Raw genomic sequence first — 17,311 nt, 5'->3', positions numbered from 1 at the left:
ATGGTTAAATAAATAAAACTTGTGGATAGTATAGGTATTTTTTTGAAAGATAATACCTTATAATATAACGAAAAAAGTGCCTGAAAAATTCTGTTTTACTCATAATTTTCCAAAATTTCAAAAACACAAATCACTGATAATCAACACCTTACAATTACTCAAAATCCAAATAATCTTCATAATCCTTCGGGTATAAAAAAATATTTTTTTTCTTTAGTAGTAACCAGTTTTTTACTACAAATGATTAAGGGTTTTAATCCATTGTGGAATATTATTATCTCTTGGTTATCGAATTAATAGTCTTGATAATGGAACAGTTTTTTTGCAATAACAACCATTAATAAGTACTTCTCTTATTTTCCATTTAATTAAATCCATATAATCATGAAAAATCCAAATCAAAATTTGAGCTCAAAATTTTCAGAAAATGATGGTGAAAAACTGAGAACACTATTTGTTGATGGTTTAAAAGATCTGTATTGGGCAGAAAATCATCTTGCGAAGGCATTACCTAAGATGTCTAAAGCAGCGACTTCAGAAGATCTTAAAATAGCATTTGAAACACATCATAATGAAACAGAAAAACATGTAAACCGACTTGAAAGAATTTTTGAAATTATTGGTGAAAAAATTCAGGCAAAAAAATGTCCTGCAATGGAAGGTTTATTACAAGAGGGTGATGAAATCGTTAACTCAACTGAAACCAGAAGTTTTGTGAGAGACTGTGGGCTAATAATGGCTGCACAAAAAGTTGAACACTACGAAATAGCTTCTTATGGCACATTACGTAATATTGCCCGCATTCTGGGTTATTTTGAGGTAGCAGAAATATTACAGACTACATTAGATGAAGAGGGGGAGGCAGATCATAAATTAACTGAATTGGCAGAGGCGCATATTAACGAAGAAGCGGCTCTTGAATAGAGTTATTATATTATTAAAAATTAGCAACAAAAAAGCCCTATAGTTACTCTGTAAGGCTTTTTTGTTCAGTTGAAATTAGCTAATAGTTTAGCCATTTACAGCTTCTCCACCATTTATATGTATTACTTGTCCACTGATATAACTGGCATCTTCAGAGGCTAAAAAAACATACGCAGGGGCTACTTCTGCTGGTTGGCCTGGTCTCTTCATGGGTGTATCTTTCCCAAATCTGCGTTGATGTTCCTTCGAAAAAGTCGAAACAATTAAAGGTGTCCAGATTGGGCCGGGAGCAACCGCATTCACTCGGATTTTCTTCTTAGCCAACATTCCTGCTAAGGTACGTGTAAAAGCAACTATGGCACCTTTTGAAGAGGAATAATCTAATAATAATGGATTACCCCGGTAGGCCACAACTGAGGCAGTATTAATAATTGCGCTATTTTTTTTCAGAAAGGGCAATGCGGCTTTTACCAAATAGAAATTTGAAAAAATGTTGGTTTCAAATGTCTGCTTCATCTGTTCAGTGGTAATATCTTCAATAGTTTCCTGTGGAAATTGAACGGCAGCATTATTGACTACTATATCAATTCTACCCCATTCATCTATAATTTGTTTTACTACACTATTGCAATTCTTTTCAAAACTGATATCGGTCTCAATTATTAAAGCCTTTTGCCCTTTTTCTTCAACCAATCTTTTTGTTTCCTCAGCATCTTCAGTATTTTTCTTGTAGACAATTGCAACATCAGCTCCTTCTCTGGCAAAGGCTACACATACTGCACGGCCTATTCCGCTATCACCGCCGGTAATAACGGCAATCTTATTAATTAATCTTTTAGATTGTCTGTCATAAGGTCTTTCAAAGACTGGCTTATCTTTCATGTCCTTCTCTTTAGAGGCCGCCATGTTAATCTCTTTTTCATGCTGTTCCATCATATTAAAGTTTATGTGACAATTGTGTTTTCTACATAATAATCATTAGTTTTAAAAACACTTCTAAAAAATAGTTCCTCCTTATCTATCAAATTTAAAAATCCCTTCTCCGATATGCTTTTTACCAATCAGAATATCTCTGATAATTTCAGCAGCTAACTGGCTGAAAACGATACCATTTCCACCAAAACCTAAAGCAAAATAAGTATTGGGGTGTTCTCTCACTTTACCAATATACGGCAATCCATCTTTTGTTTCCGCAAAAGTGCCCGCCCAGGCGAAGTCAATACGAAAATCAAAATCAGGAAATTTCTTCCCAAAGGCTTTTTTCAACTGATATGCTTTTTTTGCTATTAGTCTATCCCGCTTTTCGGGATTATAAAATGGTTCATCTTTCCCTCCGACTAATACACGATTGTCGTCAGTAGTCCGCATATATAAATAAGGTCGGGCTGTTTCCCAAATCAACGAATTCTGATACCAAATATTCTTTGTAGTAGAAGGTTCACTTACAATGGCAAAAGAAGAGTTCAAATCAACAATTTTCTTTGATAGATAGCCCTGAGATTCATAACCACAAGCAATTATTAATTTTCCGGCTTTAATTACTTCTCCAAAGCTGGTTTCAAGCTCAATTCCTCTTTTATGATGATTAATTTTTACTACATCTGTGTTATCAAAAACTTTCAGACCAGAATCAATTGAAGATTTCAATAATTCATGAGTAAAAAAATAGGCATCAATCTGCCCTCCCACTGCTGACAATAGTCCTGCAGGTGCTGAGAAAGGGAATAGTCGTTCAATATCATTACCTGATAATAATTCTAAATTAATACCGATATTTTTTCTTAACTGAAACTCTGTTTTTATTTCATCAACATCTTTTTTATTAGAAGCATAATAAAAACTCTTCTTCAAAGAAAAGCCTGCATCACTTTTTAAAGAATCTGTAATTTTATTTATTTTATCAATGGCATCTATGCATAACAGATAACTTTGATTTGCTTTTTTGGTACCAATCTGCTTTGAAAGTTTGCCTAATGGAGTATCTATTTCATATTGTAATAATGATGTACTGGCACAAGTACTACCTAAACCTATCTGACGCTTATCCAATAAGATGGCCGGTATGCCTTCTTTACTCAAATAATAGGCTACCAATGCACCGGAAATTCCGCCACCTATAATAGCGATATCAGTTGAATAAGATTGCCTGATGGAAGGATATGGTCGAATTATACCGCTTCTCATCAGCCAAAATGGTGATTCTGACCTTAAATCCATGTAGTTGTGTAATTAATAAATTCTTTAAAAACACTAATAAACAAAGGCTAAATCAAAAGCCTCCTGAGTTGTTTCAAAAGACTTACGAAGACTCGAAACTTGTTTTCCGAGAACTTTTAACAATTCCGGAAATGATAGTAGCTGAATAATATTCAATGCCGAAGCATACGCTTTTTCAGCAAATTTATCACCCAATTGGCATGATAATGCCACTGTACGTGGGTTTGTTGAAGCTGCGGCCATTGTAAAATAAAATTGCGATTGATGGATTTGTGTACGCTCTATTTTATTTTGTTTTATTTTTTCAAAACTTACCCCTTCAATTGAACGGTTAATACAATCTGTTAGGTTGTTAGTTTCATTAATTCTTACCTGAAAATACTTTTTTGAATTAGTATTTTTAATCATATCAACAGCTTTTTGGTAGCCTTTTACTCTCACTTCGTTTATTTCACAGAGTTGTTTTAAGCTTCTAATCGCATCTTCATTTAACTTTTCCATGGGTGTAAAAGGTTTTATTCCTGGAATAAAATTGGAAGGTTTTTTACAAATTATTTATAGAAAAAGTCATTCCACACTATGATTCTAAGCATACTTTTGATTGGTGAGTATTTTATTACTCAAAGCCATGTTGTTATTCTTACCCAGCAATGTCAGCCCTAATCGGTCTTCTTAAATTTTACACAATTGGAATACTTTTTTGACAATTATTGCATCTAAACAAATCTTGATTAATGATGAAAAATGGAAAGAAATCTCAGGAAGATATTCGTGAAATGGTAAAGGATATTCAGTTTGCCATAATATGTACGATCAATCAGAAAGGAAATGTTCATAGCCGTCCAATGGGTACTCAAGGAATAGACAGTGATGGAAATATCTGGTTTCTGACAGCAAAGGATTCTGAGAAAGTATCTGAAATAAAGAAGAATCCAAACGTTTGTGTATCTTATGCAGATCCTTCTGAAAACACTTATATTTGTATAATGGGTGAAGCCGAAGAAGTAAATGACCAGAGAAAAATTAATGAATGTTGGACCCCCATCGCCAAAGCATGGATTCCAAAGGGTAAAGATGATCCTAACCTGACTTTAATTAAGGTTAAATCAGAAGAAGCTGAGTATTGGGATAGTGATTCAAATAAGCTTGTTGTAGGAATTAAAATGTTAAGTACTTTGATGACCGGAAAGAAATATGAAAATGAAAATGCTTATGGCACCGTTAAATTCTGATACAAAAGTGAGCATTTAAAATGTTTTTTAAGGCTGAGTAAGAAATTCCTTAATCAGCCTTATTTTTTTGTTATTTAACTTTATCTCTTCTTTCTTTCAGCTCTCTCCATGTCGTAAGAATGTATCCATTATTCTGAATATATTTTTTAAGAGCGGGGTCTATCATTGCTAATAAATCCCCTCTTCTGTTATTACCCGAATCTGATATATGCTCAAAAACTTCTGTAGTAGCGGTGCAGTGCATAATTACCATTGTTACACCTGGCTGTAGGTCTTTAAATGATTCTATATATTTATCTGTTTTATACTTCTGCAATACCTCATCACTTACTTTCTGGTTTTTATATTGATTCCAGTCATAACTGATATTATGCAAATCGTCCAGTACAGGTAAACCCGCCTCCCATAATTGTTTACCTATAGCTTGAGCTTGTTCTAATTTGAGTCCGGCAGTACCGATTTCTTTCATTATCATATGGTCATGCCCTCCCGGAAACATTACTGGGATTTTCTGTTCCATACCTACTTTCAGGTATCTTTCTAAGTAATCAGCTCTGGCAAATAGCGTACCCATATGAGAATCCATGTGCGTGGGTTCAAATCCCATAGATCTTGCTCTATCCAACTGGCTTCTGATTTCTTTCTCAATATCATCAGCAGTTGCATGGGTAGCTGTACCTTGAACATTTCTCCACATAGCCCCTTCTTCATCAACCAAGTTTGGCACATTCGCTTTACCTGCCAATGGCCCCCAACGGTAATCTTTCCATTCAGAAGTCAGAGTCAAATGTAAGCCTGCGTCGGTTTTAGGATTGTTTTTGAAATAATGAACAAAGCCAGGCACCCATGGACAAGGCATCATTACACTCAGTGAAGTTGCAACCCCTTCTTCAATAGCCTTAATTGCACCAATGTTAGAATCATATGACATTCCCACATCATCGACATGCATGATAATTACTTTTGCTCCTTTCGGATAACCTAATTTCTCAGCATAGGTAAGATCCTGAGCAATTACCTGAAATGTGAGTAAAATGCCAGTTAATACAGTTAAAAAAGTTCGCATAGTATCAGATTTGTGAGTAGGCAGTTGGTTCTAAAAAAACTCGTATAATGCGAGACACTGTATTGGCATATTCTGGGAGCGAGGATACTCTTTTCCAGTCTGCATCAGCACTGAATGCTTTCCAGTTTGCATCTCTTTCTTCCATGTTCTTAAAAGTAAGCATATATGTCAGACAAGGCTGATGCTCGCCGGCAACTACCTCTCCAAAAAATACAGGATTCAGTTTAGTATTATAGAAAATTTTTATTTCTTCATCATTAAACATTTTTCTTTTTCTGCGAGCAGCGTCTTCTGAAAAACTTTCATAAGTCCTCATCTCAAAAAAACGTTGTTCTGCATTTGGTTTAATCATTTGAGATAAACCATCAAAAGCTATTAAAAGTGAGGTTTTATATCTTGAATAAGGTGCCTTATCTGGTAAAAGGCCATTGTAATCCACACTTGATTCATTAAATTTTTGGTCTGACTTTAGTTGTGAATTGATTATTGCATATTGCTCCATAGAGTTATAAGGAATAAAAACATAGAGTTTTGCAGGTTCAGATTTACCTATCTCTTTAAAGACCCCTACATTTTTCACACCTAATCTGTTTAGCACAGGAATCAAGGCATTCTTAAAATAGTTTTCAAGATTCGCAGCTGGTGAGCCAAAACGAAGCTCATATTCTCGAATTTCGTAAAATTCTTTTTTGGGTGTCGTATTCTGTCCAAAAAGACTAAAAGTCAAGGCAGTTAAAATAATGCTTAAAAAAGTTTTTTTCATTTTACTATTTATACAAAGGTTGACAATTTACTTATTAAATGCCTCAAATACTTTTTTTACAAGCCCATCAGTATTATTATTATTAATCCATCGGCTTACTATTACTAAATCATGATCTGGGTCAACAAATACCATATTGGTACCATTGCCAATATGACAGAATGCACTGACATTAGCACTTGGAAATAATTTTTTATCAGTATTCAGAAACCAGTTCATATATCCATAAGTAGGCTCAGAGGAAGTTGGTGTTAAAGCCTTTCTGATCCAATCTTCTGATAGTATCTGTTCCTCTTTCCATTTCCCTCTGTTTAGGGTCAGTAATCCAAAACGAGCCATATCATAAGCATTGATAAACATCCCACCTCCCCAATGCCCTCCTCCACTAACCGACTGAATAGCTTGTCCGTCAAGAACAATCCAGGAATTTCTATAACCAGTCCATCGCCAAGTGTTTGAGGCTCCTATTTTATCCATAAGGTTTTCTCTCAAAACCTGTGGTAAAGGTTTACGCCAAACACTCAATGCTGCCAAGGAAAGAACATTTACACGAACATCGTTGTATTCATACACTTCTCCTTGCTTGTGTCTCGGGCGGTTGAGCCATTGAGATGCATCTTTATCTGGCCTATCAGCCCAGTCTGGTTTTCCCCATAAGGTTCCCTCCCAATCACTGGTCTGTCTCAAAAGTGCATCCCAGGTAATGGTTTTATTATGAGGTGTATTGAATAATTGTAGGAGTTCAGGCTTTCCAAAATCATCCGCAGAACGATTAACCGGCTCTCCGTGTAATTCAATAGGCGGGACATAATTTGCTACCGTATCATTTACACTTTTAATCAATCCTCTATCTAAGGCTATCCCAACTACACTCGAAAGAAAACTTTTCGTAACGCTATGTGTCATATCACAACGTTCGGGTTCACCCCATTGAGCTATAATATAACCTTTATAGATAATCAGTCCTGTTGGCTCTCCTCTTTCTGTAAATGGACCTATACCTATACCAAAGGGTTCTTTTCCAAAACTCTGATAGTGAGATACCTCCATATTCCGAGGATTCCGGCTCTCATTAGCTATAGCAAAACTAATAGCTTCCTCAATCTTTGTTCCATTTAGCCCTAAGTCAAACGGCTTTTTTTGTTGCCATTCATTATACGTTGGAAAGTATTGTTCTATAGCCTTTTTTTGCGCATTAACTTGTATTTTAACCAAAAAAATAAAAGTCAGAATCAGATATTTCATTTTCTTTATGATAGTTAAAGGAAAGCAGAGAAAGGAATGAGCAATAAGTAAATTAAATAGTATCAATTTATTTTCTTCCATCTACTTTTTTCTTTCCCCATTCAATAGTGTTATTTTTATAGTAAACCTTATCGGGGCTTACTTCTTTATCAGAGAAGATATATTTTGCATTTGCTGCGATCTCAAAATAATTATTCAGCACCTTAATGCCTTTGAAGTGTATTCCTGACAAACGGACTCCGCAAGGAGTACCATTCACCACATTTTTTGCCTCCACATAGCATTTATTATTTCTCACTTCACAACCTATTATTTCGTTGTCTTCGTTATCGCCCCAGAAAGTAATACTTCCATAATTGTTTTTCAGACCATCATTCTGACTGATATTATCAATAATTTTATTGTTTCTGAATTTCAAAGGACAATTAAATTGCGCAAATAAATAGCCCGCCCCTTCATTGTCATGTGAATAACAATTCCGGATGACACAATTAGTAGATCCTCCGTCTATGTCGAAACCCCCTCCATCTTTTGTCAACCCTGCGTGATTATGATGCGATTCACAGTTCTGAATAGTTCCCTCTCTGCATGCCCATAACCAAATTCCAACAGGTCCGCCATTGATGCAACGGTTATCAGCTCCATTTTCATACGCTTCACATAATTCAATCAAAACATCATTTATTCCTGCCATCACGATTCCATTACCTGAATGATTATGAGTTTTGGCAGGAATACCTCTATTATTGAATACTTTATTAAATGCCAGATAAAAATTTTTATGGGGAATTGCCGGATATTTTGCTAAAGACCCAATGCCCGCTTCTCCATTCTCATGAGCAATTGTGTTGGTAATTCTTACATCTCTGTAACCAGATGTATCACTTTTATCACCCAGAATCAGAATACCGTACTTATGAAAGCCTTTTACTTCACAACTATCAATTTCAATATTATGAAGTGATTTGGATACGTAATCAGTATAAAACTCGATTCCATTTTGCTTATTTCTTCCTACGCCATCTCCAAAGAATGATAATCTTGAAACTCTGATACCTTCACAATTATACGCAAAAAGCCCACGCCGCTCATCTGACTGAATTATTGCCGGCTTAGTTCCGTAACTGCTGATAATGATTGGACTTCTTTCAGTTCCATTATCAAGACTATCTAATAGAATACTTCCTTTAAATATTACACCACCCTCAAAAAGCACTTTATCTCCCGCTTTAAAAGTTGTTAAATTTACTTTTTCGATGCTTCTCCAGGCAGTTTTTATACTCAAACCATCATTTTCATCGTTTCCGTTAGCATTAATATAATACACATTCTTTTTGCTCTCTTGTTGAGAAACAAACCAAAAAAGAATGAGATATATCCACAACTTCATTGGTATTTAATTCTTTGAATGTTCCTTTTCATAATGTTTTTTGAGAATGTCTTCACCAAAATCGTTGGTTAAATCTCTTGTTACAGTATGGATATGGTTTCCATTATTTTGTGTATTGTCGTATTCTATTAAAATTACATCGTTCTGAATCCGGTAATATTGTCCATTTCCTTCTCCATATTTTTTTCCACCAGCCCAAACAAATCTCAATTGATTTAAACCGGCTTTTTCTATTTTCTGCATTAATTCATTTGAGAACCCTAATGGATAATTTTTTACATATACGCTCAGTAAGCGTAAAAATAGTTTTTGCTGCATCGAGGTCATTTCAGCAAAGGTAATGCCCTCCTTCGCCAATGCTTCCACTTTGCGTTTATTTGTTGTAATAATTTCGCCTGGAGCAGTCTCTGAAATAATAACTTTCTGAAGTTGTTCATGAGTGAAAGAATTAAGTAATTCTGCTCCAAAATTTGCTTCATCTTTCAAAATCTGATAGCCTTTTTTTTCTCCGGTTGGTACGATACCCGGGTTGCTGCCAAAAAACAAGGGTGTGGCTGAAACAATTCTACCGGACTCGGAAGAGAAATTCAACGAAAGGTGATGCCCTTCAATACGCCAGCCCCAAAGTTTTTTCTCATCAGGAGTCCCGAAAATAGTAAAATAATATTTTACAGGGCTACGATAGTCACTCTCTGGTGGAGCCTTTTCCAATTCTTTCAGAATAATTTCTAATTGAATAATAGCAATCGCTTTCTCCTGACCTTGCTGACTTAAGGTCGCTTTCAAGAGGTTCATAGCGGCATCCTTTTGCTTATCATCCATTTCTCTCAACATTAATCCGTTCCGAGCCTTAGGTACAAAATACCAGTTAAAGCGTTCGTCGGTATCATAACTATAGCTAATTTTCTCCAATTGAGATTTGTCTAATAATTTCAGGAAGTCGGAAGCAGTGTTTACAATAAGTTTATTGCTGGTAGCATTTTGCGCAAATATACCATAAGAATAAACCCAGACCATACAAAAGGCAAACAGAGTTTTCATAGTAAAAGGCTAATAGATTGAATATTATACCAATTAAATCCTATTTATTATAAAAAACAAATTAATTTGCAGAGATAATACTATTTCATTCATGCCCATTATAAAAATCATCAGCCTTTACATAGCTGCAATTCTTTTTATTTTTGCTGGGATTTCACATTTTAGAAAAGAGCGTTTCTATATGAAAACCATGCCTGTTTATATCCCGTACCACAAAGCTATGGTTTTAATAAGTGGTATTGCAGAAATTGTGTTAGGTTTAGGTTTACTCATCCCCTTAACAAGGATTTATGCATCGTGGGGACTAATTCTACTGTTAATTGCTGTTTTCCCAGCCAATATTTATATGGCAACCTCAGGGAGATTTCACAGAATCCCTGCAATTTTGCTTTGGCTAAGATTGCCTCTTCAATTTGTACTTATCTGGTGGATTTATCAATATACCTAATACGTTTACTCAACCATCATTTTTAAAAGTACGCCGTTTGTCCAACCAAAACCATCCTGATTCGGGTATTCGCCTCCACCTGCTTCAATGTCCTTATCGTTCACATTGTACTTTTCGGTCATTTTCCCGGAATCCTTATATACCTTCAGATTCAATTTAAGCCATCTCGTTTTAATTTCATGCGCTAATTTTCCAAAACCGTAATTTTTTAAACCTTTATAAGCAATCCATTGCAAAGGGGCCCACCCATTTGGTGCGTCCCACTGTTGTCCTGTAAATGCAAGCGTAGTTACTAAACCCCCTGTTTTCAGAAATTTCTCTTCCAAGGTCTGTTTTATTTTATGAGCCTGTTCAGGTGTGGCTAAAGAAAAGAAAAGCGGATAAGTTGAGGCTAGCGTTTGATGCTCTTTTTGAGCATTCAATATGAAATCGTAATCGAAGTAAAAGCCCTTTTCTTTATTCCAACAGTATTTCTGTATAGCCTCTCTCCTGCTTTTAGCAAGTATTTTGTATTTTTTAGCTGTGACAGTACTTTTCTGTGAATCATATACTTCTGCAATGGTTTCCTCTAAGTAGACCAATAGACAATTCAAATCGATCGGAATAATATCCGTTGTATGGATACTATCAAATGCATCAGGATTTCTGAACCAGCGGCTACTAAAATCCCAACCCGATTCTGCAGCGGCTCTTAAATTCCTATATAGTTCTTCAGGTCTTTGTTTTGAGTTTTTTGCCAGCTCAAAATCTTCTTTAAATGCTTCCGGACGGGGAGTACAGTGGTTATCCCAGTAGCGATTAAGCACCTCACCATCCTTCATTTTCACCACTCTCTTTACGGCTTTTGTATCTCCTTTTATCAAACGTTTCCCCTCCATCCAGAATTCATATTCTTTCTCTAAATAGGGTAGATAATCAACCATCACTTTTCCACCTTTTACCTCACTTAATAGTCTGAGCATTAAGGCGTAGAAAGGAGGCTGTGAGCGGCCTATATAATATATACGATTAGCATTAGGAATATGCCCGATTTTGTAAATGAGATAAGAAAAATTATCAACCATTGCCTGAATCATATCTATCCTGTTTGACTCTTGAAGACCTAACATAGTAAAGTAGCTATCCCAATAATAAACCTCTCCGAATCGTCCACCAGGAACAATATACGGATTAGGCAAAGGTATTAACGATGATTTTTCATTATGTGGCTCACGAGTCAATATTGTCCATAATTCTTCAATATGTTCCTTCGCGGATTCCGTTTTATCAGTTTTATAAGAAGTTTCATGCCCTTGAGGCAGGTCAAAATTATTTAACACAAATCTTCGCAAATCAAATTCAGATAAGTTCTTCTGCTCTGCATATCTTGTTTTAATTTCCAGTAAACTCTCCTCATTATTTATGCCTTTAGGAGTACAATCAGGAAATGTTTTATTATCCGGAAATACATTTGCTAATTGTACGTCTTCAAATAGTTCTCCTAACTCGTGAATATATCTAATCGGTTGTTTCATTTTCTTTTTTTCTGCAATCAATGCCCGCCAGAGGTATTGAATTCAATATTTTTACCTGACTTTTTCTGAATACTATTTAATAGGAATAAACAAATGATTAAAATTCCCATAGGTATTAATGAGAAGTAAAATGCTTTGTCTCCCCCAATATTTTTGAAAAGATAACCTACTAACCGAGAGCCCAAAGTTCCCCCTATTGCAGAAAAGAAAGTAAGCAATGAAGCCATCGGGCTATGAAATATCTTTTCAGTAGCACTTAAGACGATTGAGTTTACTAATGGATATAAAGGGGCCAAAAAGAAGCCTATTAGTGGAAAAACATAAGCAATAATAGGTAAATCGCCTAAGGAGTTGATTTCCTTAACTTCTAAGCCATTGGTTTGAGGTAGAACCAGTATAACCATAAGAGCTGCCCCTATCAGGCAAACTAACAAGATAGTTAACCAATATATTTTTTTTATGAGAATAGAAGAAACAAACCTGCCCCCTGCAATTGATAGCATCAATATTACTGCCATAAATACACTCGTTCGCTCAGGTAAATGAAGCACTTTTTCATTGAAAGTTGGCAACCAGCTCATAATTCCCTGCTCTGTCATCACATACATAAAAGCTGCTATGGCAAACACTAAAACTAGCGGTCTTTTCAATAAGCTAATCATCTGTTTAAAATCATCACCTATATTACTACCCGGGACTTCATAATCAAGTGCATCAAAGTCAGAAAAAAGCAGGAAAACGAAAGATATTAATACTAATAATGCAACTACTAAATAAACTCTTAACCAGGCATTCGGGTCAATATCACTGTAGAACAAAGGAAAAGACACAAAAGCTACCGCAATACCAACCATAAAGAAACTTTCAATTGAACTCAGAATACTTTTATGTTCTTTATCGTTGCTGGCAAGCAATCCAACTAAGGAATAAACGGATACTTTAATAACTGCAAATGAAATACCTACACAAGCAAAAAGGATTCTTACTGCCGTGAATGAATTACCAAAGTACATAACCACACAGCCAATGAACACAGTACCTAAGGCAATTAACATACCTTTTTTATAGCCTAATCTTGGTAAGAAAGAACCCACAAAAAAAGAAACAAAAGCAATAGATAAATCTTTAAATGCTTCAAGCGAGCTGGCGGCTATTTCATCAACATGGTAGCTATTAATGGACTTCTGAATTAAAATGCCTACACTATTCAATAAAATAGCAAATACAAAATAATTAAGATACAAGGACAGTTTGATTTTCCAGTTTTTCATAAGTGTAAATAGGATAGGGATAAGTTCAATAACCAATTAGCTGATTTCGAATGATTGAATAGTTGTAAAATCACTAAATTATGTAAGATTTATGACATTTATGCACTAATTCAAGCAATTTCACTCAAAAAAAAACGAGCATTTTGCTCGCTTTTTTATTCATCATACGTTGACGTATTTTCTAAAACAAAACTAAATGTATTATTTAACGTGATACAAAATTCGGCATATCAAATGATAAAAAATATTCTTCCATTCATGAGTTTTAATACTATATTACTATTTTTATGAAAATTTTAATTATTCCCATCTTAATATAGTGAAAACACCCTTTGAAAAGATCCAACCTGACGAAGGAAGTTCCTTCAGACTGCTACATTTAAAGATTTCTTCAAATATTTTTCCGTGGAACTATCATTATCATCCTGAATACGAGATGGTTTATGTACATTATGGTACCGGACGCAGGCATGTCGGAAACCATCTCAGCTACTATGAAGACGGAGATTTGGTTCTGATAGGTTCTAACTTACCACATGCTGGATTTGGCTACGATGCATTAGACGAACATGAAGAAACAGTTATCCAATTCAAAGAGGATTTTTTAGGGGAAGAATTCTTCGATAGACCTGAAATGACTGCCGTTAAAGCACTTTTTGAACGATCTCAACATGGGATTCATTTTTTTGGGCAAACAAAAAAAATTGTTGGAAACAGACTGAAGAAAATGCTTCAGCTGACCCATTTTGGGAGAATGATTGAGTTATTGTCAATTTTTCAGATATTAGCTAATTCCGAAGATTACATTTTACTGAATGTAGCCGATACCCGCTATGATTTTAACCAAAAAGATCAGGCTCGTATCAAACGGATTTATGAATATGTTGAGCTCTCGTATCAAGCCCCGATTAATATTAAGCAGGTAGCTGATGTTGCACACTTGACAGTTCCGTCATTCTGCAATTATTTCAAAAAGGTAATGAATATGACATATACTGACTTTGTGAACGAATATCGAATCAATCAGGCTTGTAAGTTACTAATGACTGAAAAAAGTATCACAGATGTATGCTTTGAATGCGGTTTCTCAAATGTTTCATATTTCAGTAAAGTCTTTAAACAAGTAAAAGGTAAAAGCCCTATGCAATTTAAAAACTTGGTACTAAGGAAAAAGTAAAAATAATCAATCTATTTAAACCGACATCTCTCCACAAATATCTGTTTCAAGGTTAAACTTCACACGCTCGTATGAATCTTCTTTACCTAATAAAAACATCATTTTAGTAATGGCTGCTTCGGTTGTAATATCCGAGCCGCTTACTACTCCGATTTCAAGAAGTTTTCTGGAAGTTTGATACGTGCCTTGCAAAACTCTCCCTCCATCGCACTGCGAAACATTAAAAATAACAATTCCTTCATCAATAGCTTCCTTGAGCTCTTCTAAAAACCACCCCTCAGATGGGGCATTGCCAGCACCATAAGTTTCTAAAACTACTCCTTTTAATTCACTGGTATTAAATATATTATGAATCAAATTCTGTTTAATACCCGGAAAAAGTTTGAGTATCACCACATTATGATTCAGATTTTCGTGCAATTGTAAGGGAAGATCTGTTCGGTAAGCACGAATAAACGGGAAATTGTAGTCAATAGTCACCCCTACTTCAGCCAGATTCGGATAATTCTCAGATCTGAATGCATTAAACTGACTGCTCTCTTTTTTTTTCGCCCGGTTACCACGCAATAAGTAAGAGTTAAAATATATAGCTACTTCAGGTATAATTGGTCTGCCATTGATTTTAGCAGAAGCTATTTCTAAAGCAGTAATCAAATTTTCACGAGCATCTGTCCTTGCGATGCCAATGGGTAATTGTGCACCAGTTAGAATCACTGGTTTACTTAAATTCTCCAGGAGAAAACTTAAGGCTGAGGCCGTATAAGCCATCGTATCAGTACCATGAAGAATAACAAAGGCATCAAACTCTTCAAAATTATCATATACAATCTTAGCAATTTCCACCCAGTTTTTAGGATTCATATTTGATGAATCAATCGGTTTCTCAAGAGTCAGAATAGTAAGTTCAAATTCCAGCCGATGCAATTCTGGCACATTTGTTAGTATCTCATCGAAATTAAAAGGCACTAAACTCTTATTTTTTGAGTCATATACCATACCCAAAGTACCTCCGGTATAAATCATTAAGACAGAGGTGGCACGATTATTTTTACTTGATAAAGTAGTAATTTTTGAAGTTCTATAGGCCATAAAAAAGTTTTTTTAGCAAAAATACAAAGTTTGATTTGAGCTTAAATACTGATTTTTTTAAAATAATATGGCAAAGCTACCTAAATCACAAATGACTTTTTGTTGAAAAAACATTTTTTTGAGTAAAAATACTCAAAAACAAACCGATTTTTAAAATTTTGACAAATATAAAATATTACTATTCCAAGATTTTTTTTCACTTTTTTTGAATTTTATTTAGATTCTTACGTTATATTTGAAAAGCAACAAACGAAAACACAATAAAAAGGACGGAGATATGAACTTACAACCAACATTAAGGATAATAGCTGACGAAGTTGAGATAATCGATTGTTTAGTTGATAATAAAGAAATATTTAAAACATTTGATACCAATAAAACTGCCGCCTTTTTGGTAGGAGAAGATTTCCACTTGGTTTTTTATTTGTCAGACAATGAGCCCGGAAATCGCTTCGTAATGTATATTGTTGAAGATTTTTCAATTAATGAAGAGTGCATGGCTTTTATAGTGAAACAGATTGAGGAGCAAATACAACAAAACCATAATGTTTATATAATGAAGCAGGCTCGAAATAAAGTATTGGATATGCTTTATATGACAGATACTTTCAGAGCCTTGTTCGGAAAAACGAATGTGAAAGAGCAAGATGAATATTATTACTAAATTCACTCAAGTTCGTCCAAAAACATTCTATAAGCTCGTTTCAGCTCATCATAAGCTTTAATATTCTGCTTTTGATGAGCTATTTCTATTCCTTTTTTATACACTTCCTCTGCCTTCTCAAATTGCTCTTTTTCAAAATACAAAGCGGCTGCATGATAATAAGTTGGCACATAATCAGGATATTCAATCAGCAACCTTTCCAAATAAAAAAGTGCCTTTTCAGAATTACTATTCATGTACTCCATTGCCACTCCATAAATATTAAAAGGATCGTCTGGTTCTTCTTCTAAATATTGTAATAAAATTTTTAATCTTTCCTCTTGCATACTAATCCTCTTTAATTTAGATTTGCAATTGTTATGCATGCATAACAATTTTCAGTCTTATTTTTTGCTCTAAGGCAAATTTAGGCAATAAAACTCTTAAGTTCATTATACTAATAATGCTTTTTAGAAAACCCCTAAAAGCATCTATTCTATAAACAACTTCCCTTTAGGGGTAAGGGGCAAAATACTATGAAAATATTAGTCTGCATTTCGAGTGTACCTGACACTACTTCAAAAATCAGTTTTACTGACGGCGATACAAAGTTGAATAAAGCAGGAGTGCAATATATTATCGGACCTTACGATGATTATGCACTGGCAAGAGCCGTTGAATTAAAAGAACAATATGGTGCAAGTATTACAGTATTGAATGTTGGAGAGGCTGATGCTGAGCCACAAATACGCAAGGCTTTGGCTATCGGAGCAGATGATGCCATAAGGGTCGATACCGAGCCCACTGATTCATATTTTGTTGCCGAACAAATTGCCACAGTTGCGAAAGAAGGCAACTATGATCTCGTTCTGATGGGAAGAGAAACAAGTGATTACAATTCAGGTGTGGTACATGGCATTGTTGGAGAAATCTTAGGAATCCCTTCTTTTTCTCCGGTTATGCAGTTAGATATTGAAAATGGAGTAGCAAAAATGACACGTGAGATTGAAGGTGGTAAAGAAAAGTTAGAAGCTCCACTCCCTTTGGTTTTAGGCTGTCAGGAACCCATTGCTGAATGGAAAATCCCGAACATGCGTGGAATTATGACTGCACGTACTAAACCTTTAAAAGTAATTCCAGCCTCAGGGGAAGCCTTGACTTCAACTGATAAATACAGCTTACCTCCAGCCAAAGGTGCATGCCAGATGATCCCAGCTGATGAAGCCGAAAAGCTGATTGAGTTATTACATAAAGAGGCAAAAGTACTATAATTCACATTATTCATTTCAGA

The 17,311-nt window shown here is 35.0% G+C and carries 18 protein-coding genes; 6 read left to right on the top strand and 12 right to left on the bottom strand.

The genetic code is table 11. The features are described from left to right. Positions 1-384 precede the first annotated feature (384 nt). Positions 385-924, top strand: coding sequence for a ferritin-like domain-containing protein (locus H1R81_RS06970; protein WP_181839937.1), 540 nt, complete (start codon positions 385-387; stop codon positions 922-924). Between the two features lie 87 nt (positions 925-1,011). On the opposite strand, the gene H1R81_RS06965 is transcribed toward H1R81_RS06970, so the two are convergent. The 3 genes from H1R81_RS06965 to H1R81_RS06955 all read right to left on the bottom strand — a co-directional run bounded on the left by H1R81_RS06965 (position 1,012) and on the right by H1R81_RS06955 (position 3,642). Continuing rightward, positions 1,012-1,860, bottom strand: coding sequence for an SDR family oxidoreductase (locus H1R81_RS06965; RefSeq protein WP_181839936.1), 849 nt, complete (start codon positions 1,858-1,860; stop codon positions 1,012-1,014). A 78-nt stretch (positions 1,861-1,938) separates the two neighbouring features. After that, positions 1,939-3,108 carry an FAD-binding oxidoreductase gene (locus H1R81_RS06960; protein ID WP_220275176.1) on the bottom strand — a complete coding sequence of 390 codons (1,170 nt, stop codon included), beginning with the start codon at positions 3,106-3,108 and terminating at the stop codon, positions 1,939-1,941. 66 nt (positions 3,109-3,174) lie between these two features. After that, a complete protein-coding gene (locus H1R81_RS06955; protein WP_181839934.1) occupies positions 3,175-3,642 on the bottom strand; it encodes a hypothetical protein in 468 nt (155 codons plus the stop codon). Between the two features lie 233 nt (positions 3,643-3,875). Between H1R81_RS06955 and H1R81_RS06950 the strand changes: the two genes are divergently transcribed. Continuing rightward, on the top strand, positions 3,876-4,373 hold the full coding sequence (locus H1R81_RS06950) for a pyridoxamine 5'-phosphate oxidase family protein (RefSeq protein ID WP_229251059.1): 498 nt from the start codon (positions 3,876-3,878) through the stop codon (positions 4,371-4,373). Between the two features lie 70 nt (positions 4,374-4,443). Here the strand turns inward: H1R81_RS06950 and H1R81_RS06945 are convergent, their stop codons facing one another. From H1R81_RS06945 to H1R81_RS06925, 5 genes are all read right to left on the bottom strand, one after another. Then, positions 4,444-5,439, bottom strand: coding sequence for a polysaccharide deacetylase family protein (locus tag H1R81_RS06945; protein WP_181839933.1), 996 nt, complete (start codon positions 5,437-5,439; stop codon positions 4,444-4,446). Positions 5,440-5,443: 4 nt separating this feature from the next. Continuing rightward, complete coding sequence (locus H1R81_RS06940; protein WP_181839932.1) at positions 5,444-6,202, bottom strand: NIPSNAP family protein; 759 nt, start codon at positions 6,200-6,202, stop codon at positions 5,444-5,446. Between the two features lie 27 nt (positions 6,203-6,229). Next, the gene (locus H1R81_RS06935) at positions 6,230-7,447 is read right to left on the bottom strand and encodes a serine hydrolase (RefSeq protein ID WP_181839931.1); all 1,218 of its coding nucleotides are present in this window, start codon (positions 7,445-7,447) and stop codon (positions 6,230-6,232) included. Positions 7,448-7,514: 67 nt separating this feature from the next. Beyond that, a complete protein-coding gene (locus H1R81_RS06930; protein WP_181839930.1) occupies positions 7,515-8,837 on the bottom strand; it encodes a right-handed parallel beta-helix repeat-containing protein in 1,323 nt (440 codons plus the stop codon). 6 nt (positions 8,838-8,843) lie between these two features. Then, complete coding sequence (locus H1R81_RS06925) at positions 8,844-9,878, bottom strand: DUF3500 domain-containing protein (protein ID WP_229251058.1); 1,035 nt, start codon at positions 9,876-9,878, stop codon at positions 8,844-8,846. 91 nt (positions 9,879-9,969) lie between these two features. Between H1R81_RS06925 and H1R81_RS06920 the strand changes: the two genes are divergently transcribed. After that, a complete protein-coding gene (locus H1R81_RS06920; protein WP_181839929.1) occupies positions 9,970-10,326 on the top strand; it encodes a MauE/DoxX family redox-associated membrane protein in 357 nt (118 codons plus the stop codon). 5 nt (positions 10,327-10,331) lie between these two features. Here the strand turns inward: H1R81_RS06920 and treF are convergent, their stop codons facing one another. Together treF and H1R81_RS06910 are read right to left on the bottom strand one after the other, a co-directional pair. Then, positions 10,332-11,840 (bottom strand): alpha,alpha-trehalase TreF, encoded by a 1,509-nt coding sequence (gene treF / locus H1R81_RS06915; protein ID WP_181839928.1) that lies wholly within the window; start codon positions 11,838-11,840, stop codon positions 10,332-10,334. A 17-nt stretch (positions 11,841-11,857) separates the two neighbouring features. Beyond that, a complete protein-coding gene (locus H1R81_RS06910) occupies positions 11,858-13,111 on the bottom strand; it encodes a sugar MFS transporter (RefSeq protein WP_181839927.1) in 1,254 nt (417 codons plus the stop codon). A 319-nt stretch (positions 13,112-13,430) separates the two neighbouring features. Between H1R81_RS06910 and H1R81_RS06905 the strand changes: the two genes are divergently transcribed. Beyond that, positions 13,431-14,288, top strand: a complete 858-nt coding sequence (locus H1R81_RS06905) for an AraC family transcriptional regulator (RefSeq protein ID WP_181839926.1) — start codon at positions 13,431-13,433, stop codon at positions 14,286-14,288. A 15-nt stretch (positions 14,289-14,303) separates the two neighbouring features. Here H1R81_RS06905 and H1R81_RS06900 read toward each other — a convergent pair whose 3' ends face one another. Then, positions 14,304-15,377: an asparaginase gene (locus tag H1R81_RS06900; RefSeq protein ID WP_181839925.1), complete on the bottom strand. Its 1,074-nt coding sequence runs from the start codon at positions 15,375-15,377 to the stop codon at positions 14,304-14,306. Between the two features lie 277 nt (positions 15,378-15,654). Here H1R81_RS06900 and H1R81_RS06895 point away from each other — a divergent pair, with 277 nt between their 5' ends. Continuing rightward, entirely contained in the window at positions 15,655-16,041 is a 387-nt protein-coding gene (locus tag H1R81_RS06895) for a hypothetical protein (protein ID WP_181839924.1), read from the top strand. Between the two features lie 2 nt (positions 16,042-16,043). Here the strand turns inward: H1R81_RS06895 and H1R81_RS06890 are convergent, their stop codons facing one another. Continuing rightward, on the bottom strand, positions 16,044-16,367 hold the full coding sequence (locus H1R81_RS06890; protein ID WP_181839923.1) for a lipopolysaccharide assembly protein LapB: 324 nt from the start codon (positions 16,365-16,367) through the stop codon (positions 16,044-16,046). 189 nt (positions 16,368-16,556) lie between these two features. Here H1R81_RS06890 and H1R81_RS06885 point away from each other — a divergent pair, with 189 nt between their 5' ends. Continuing rightward, complete coding sequence (locus H1R81_RS06885) at positions 16,557-17,291, top strand: electron transfer flavoprotein subunit beta/FixA family protein (protein ID WP_181839922.1); 735 nt, start codon at positions 16,557-16,559, stop codon at positions 17,289-17,291. Positions 17,292-17,311 lie beyond the last annotated feature (20 nt).

The sequence above is a fragment of the Emticicia sp. BO119 genome (assembly GCF_013912375.1).
Taxonomy (GTDB): Bacteria; Bacteroidota; Bacteroidia; order Cytophagales; family Spirosomataceae; genus Emticicia.
This window is presented reverse-complemented; position numbering and strand designations above follow the sequence as displayed.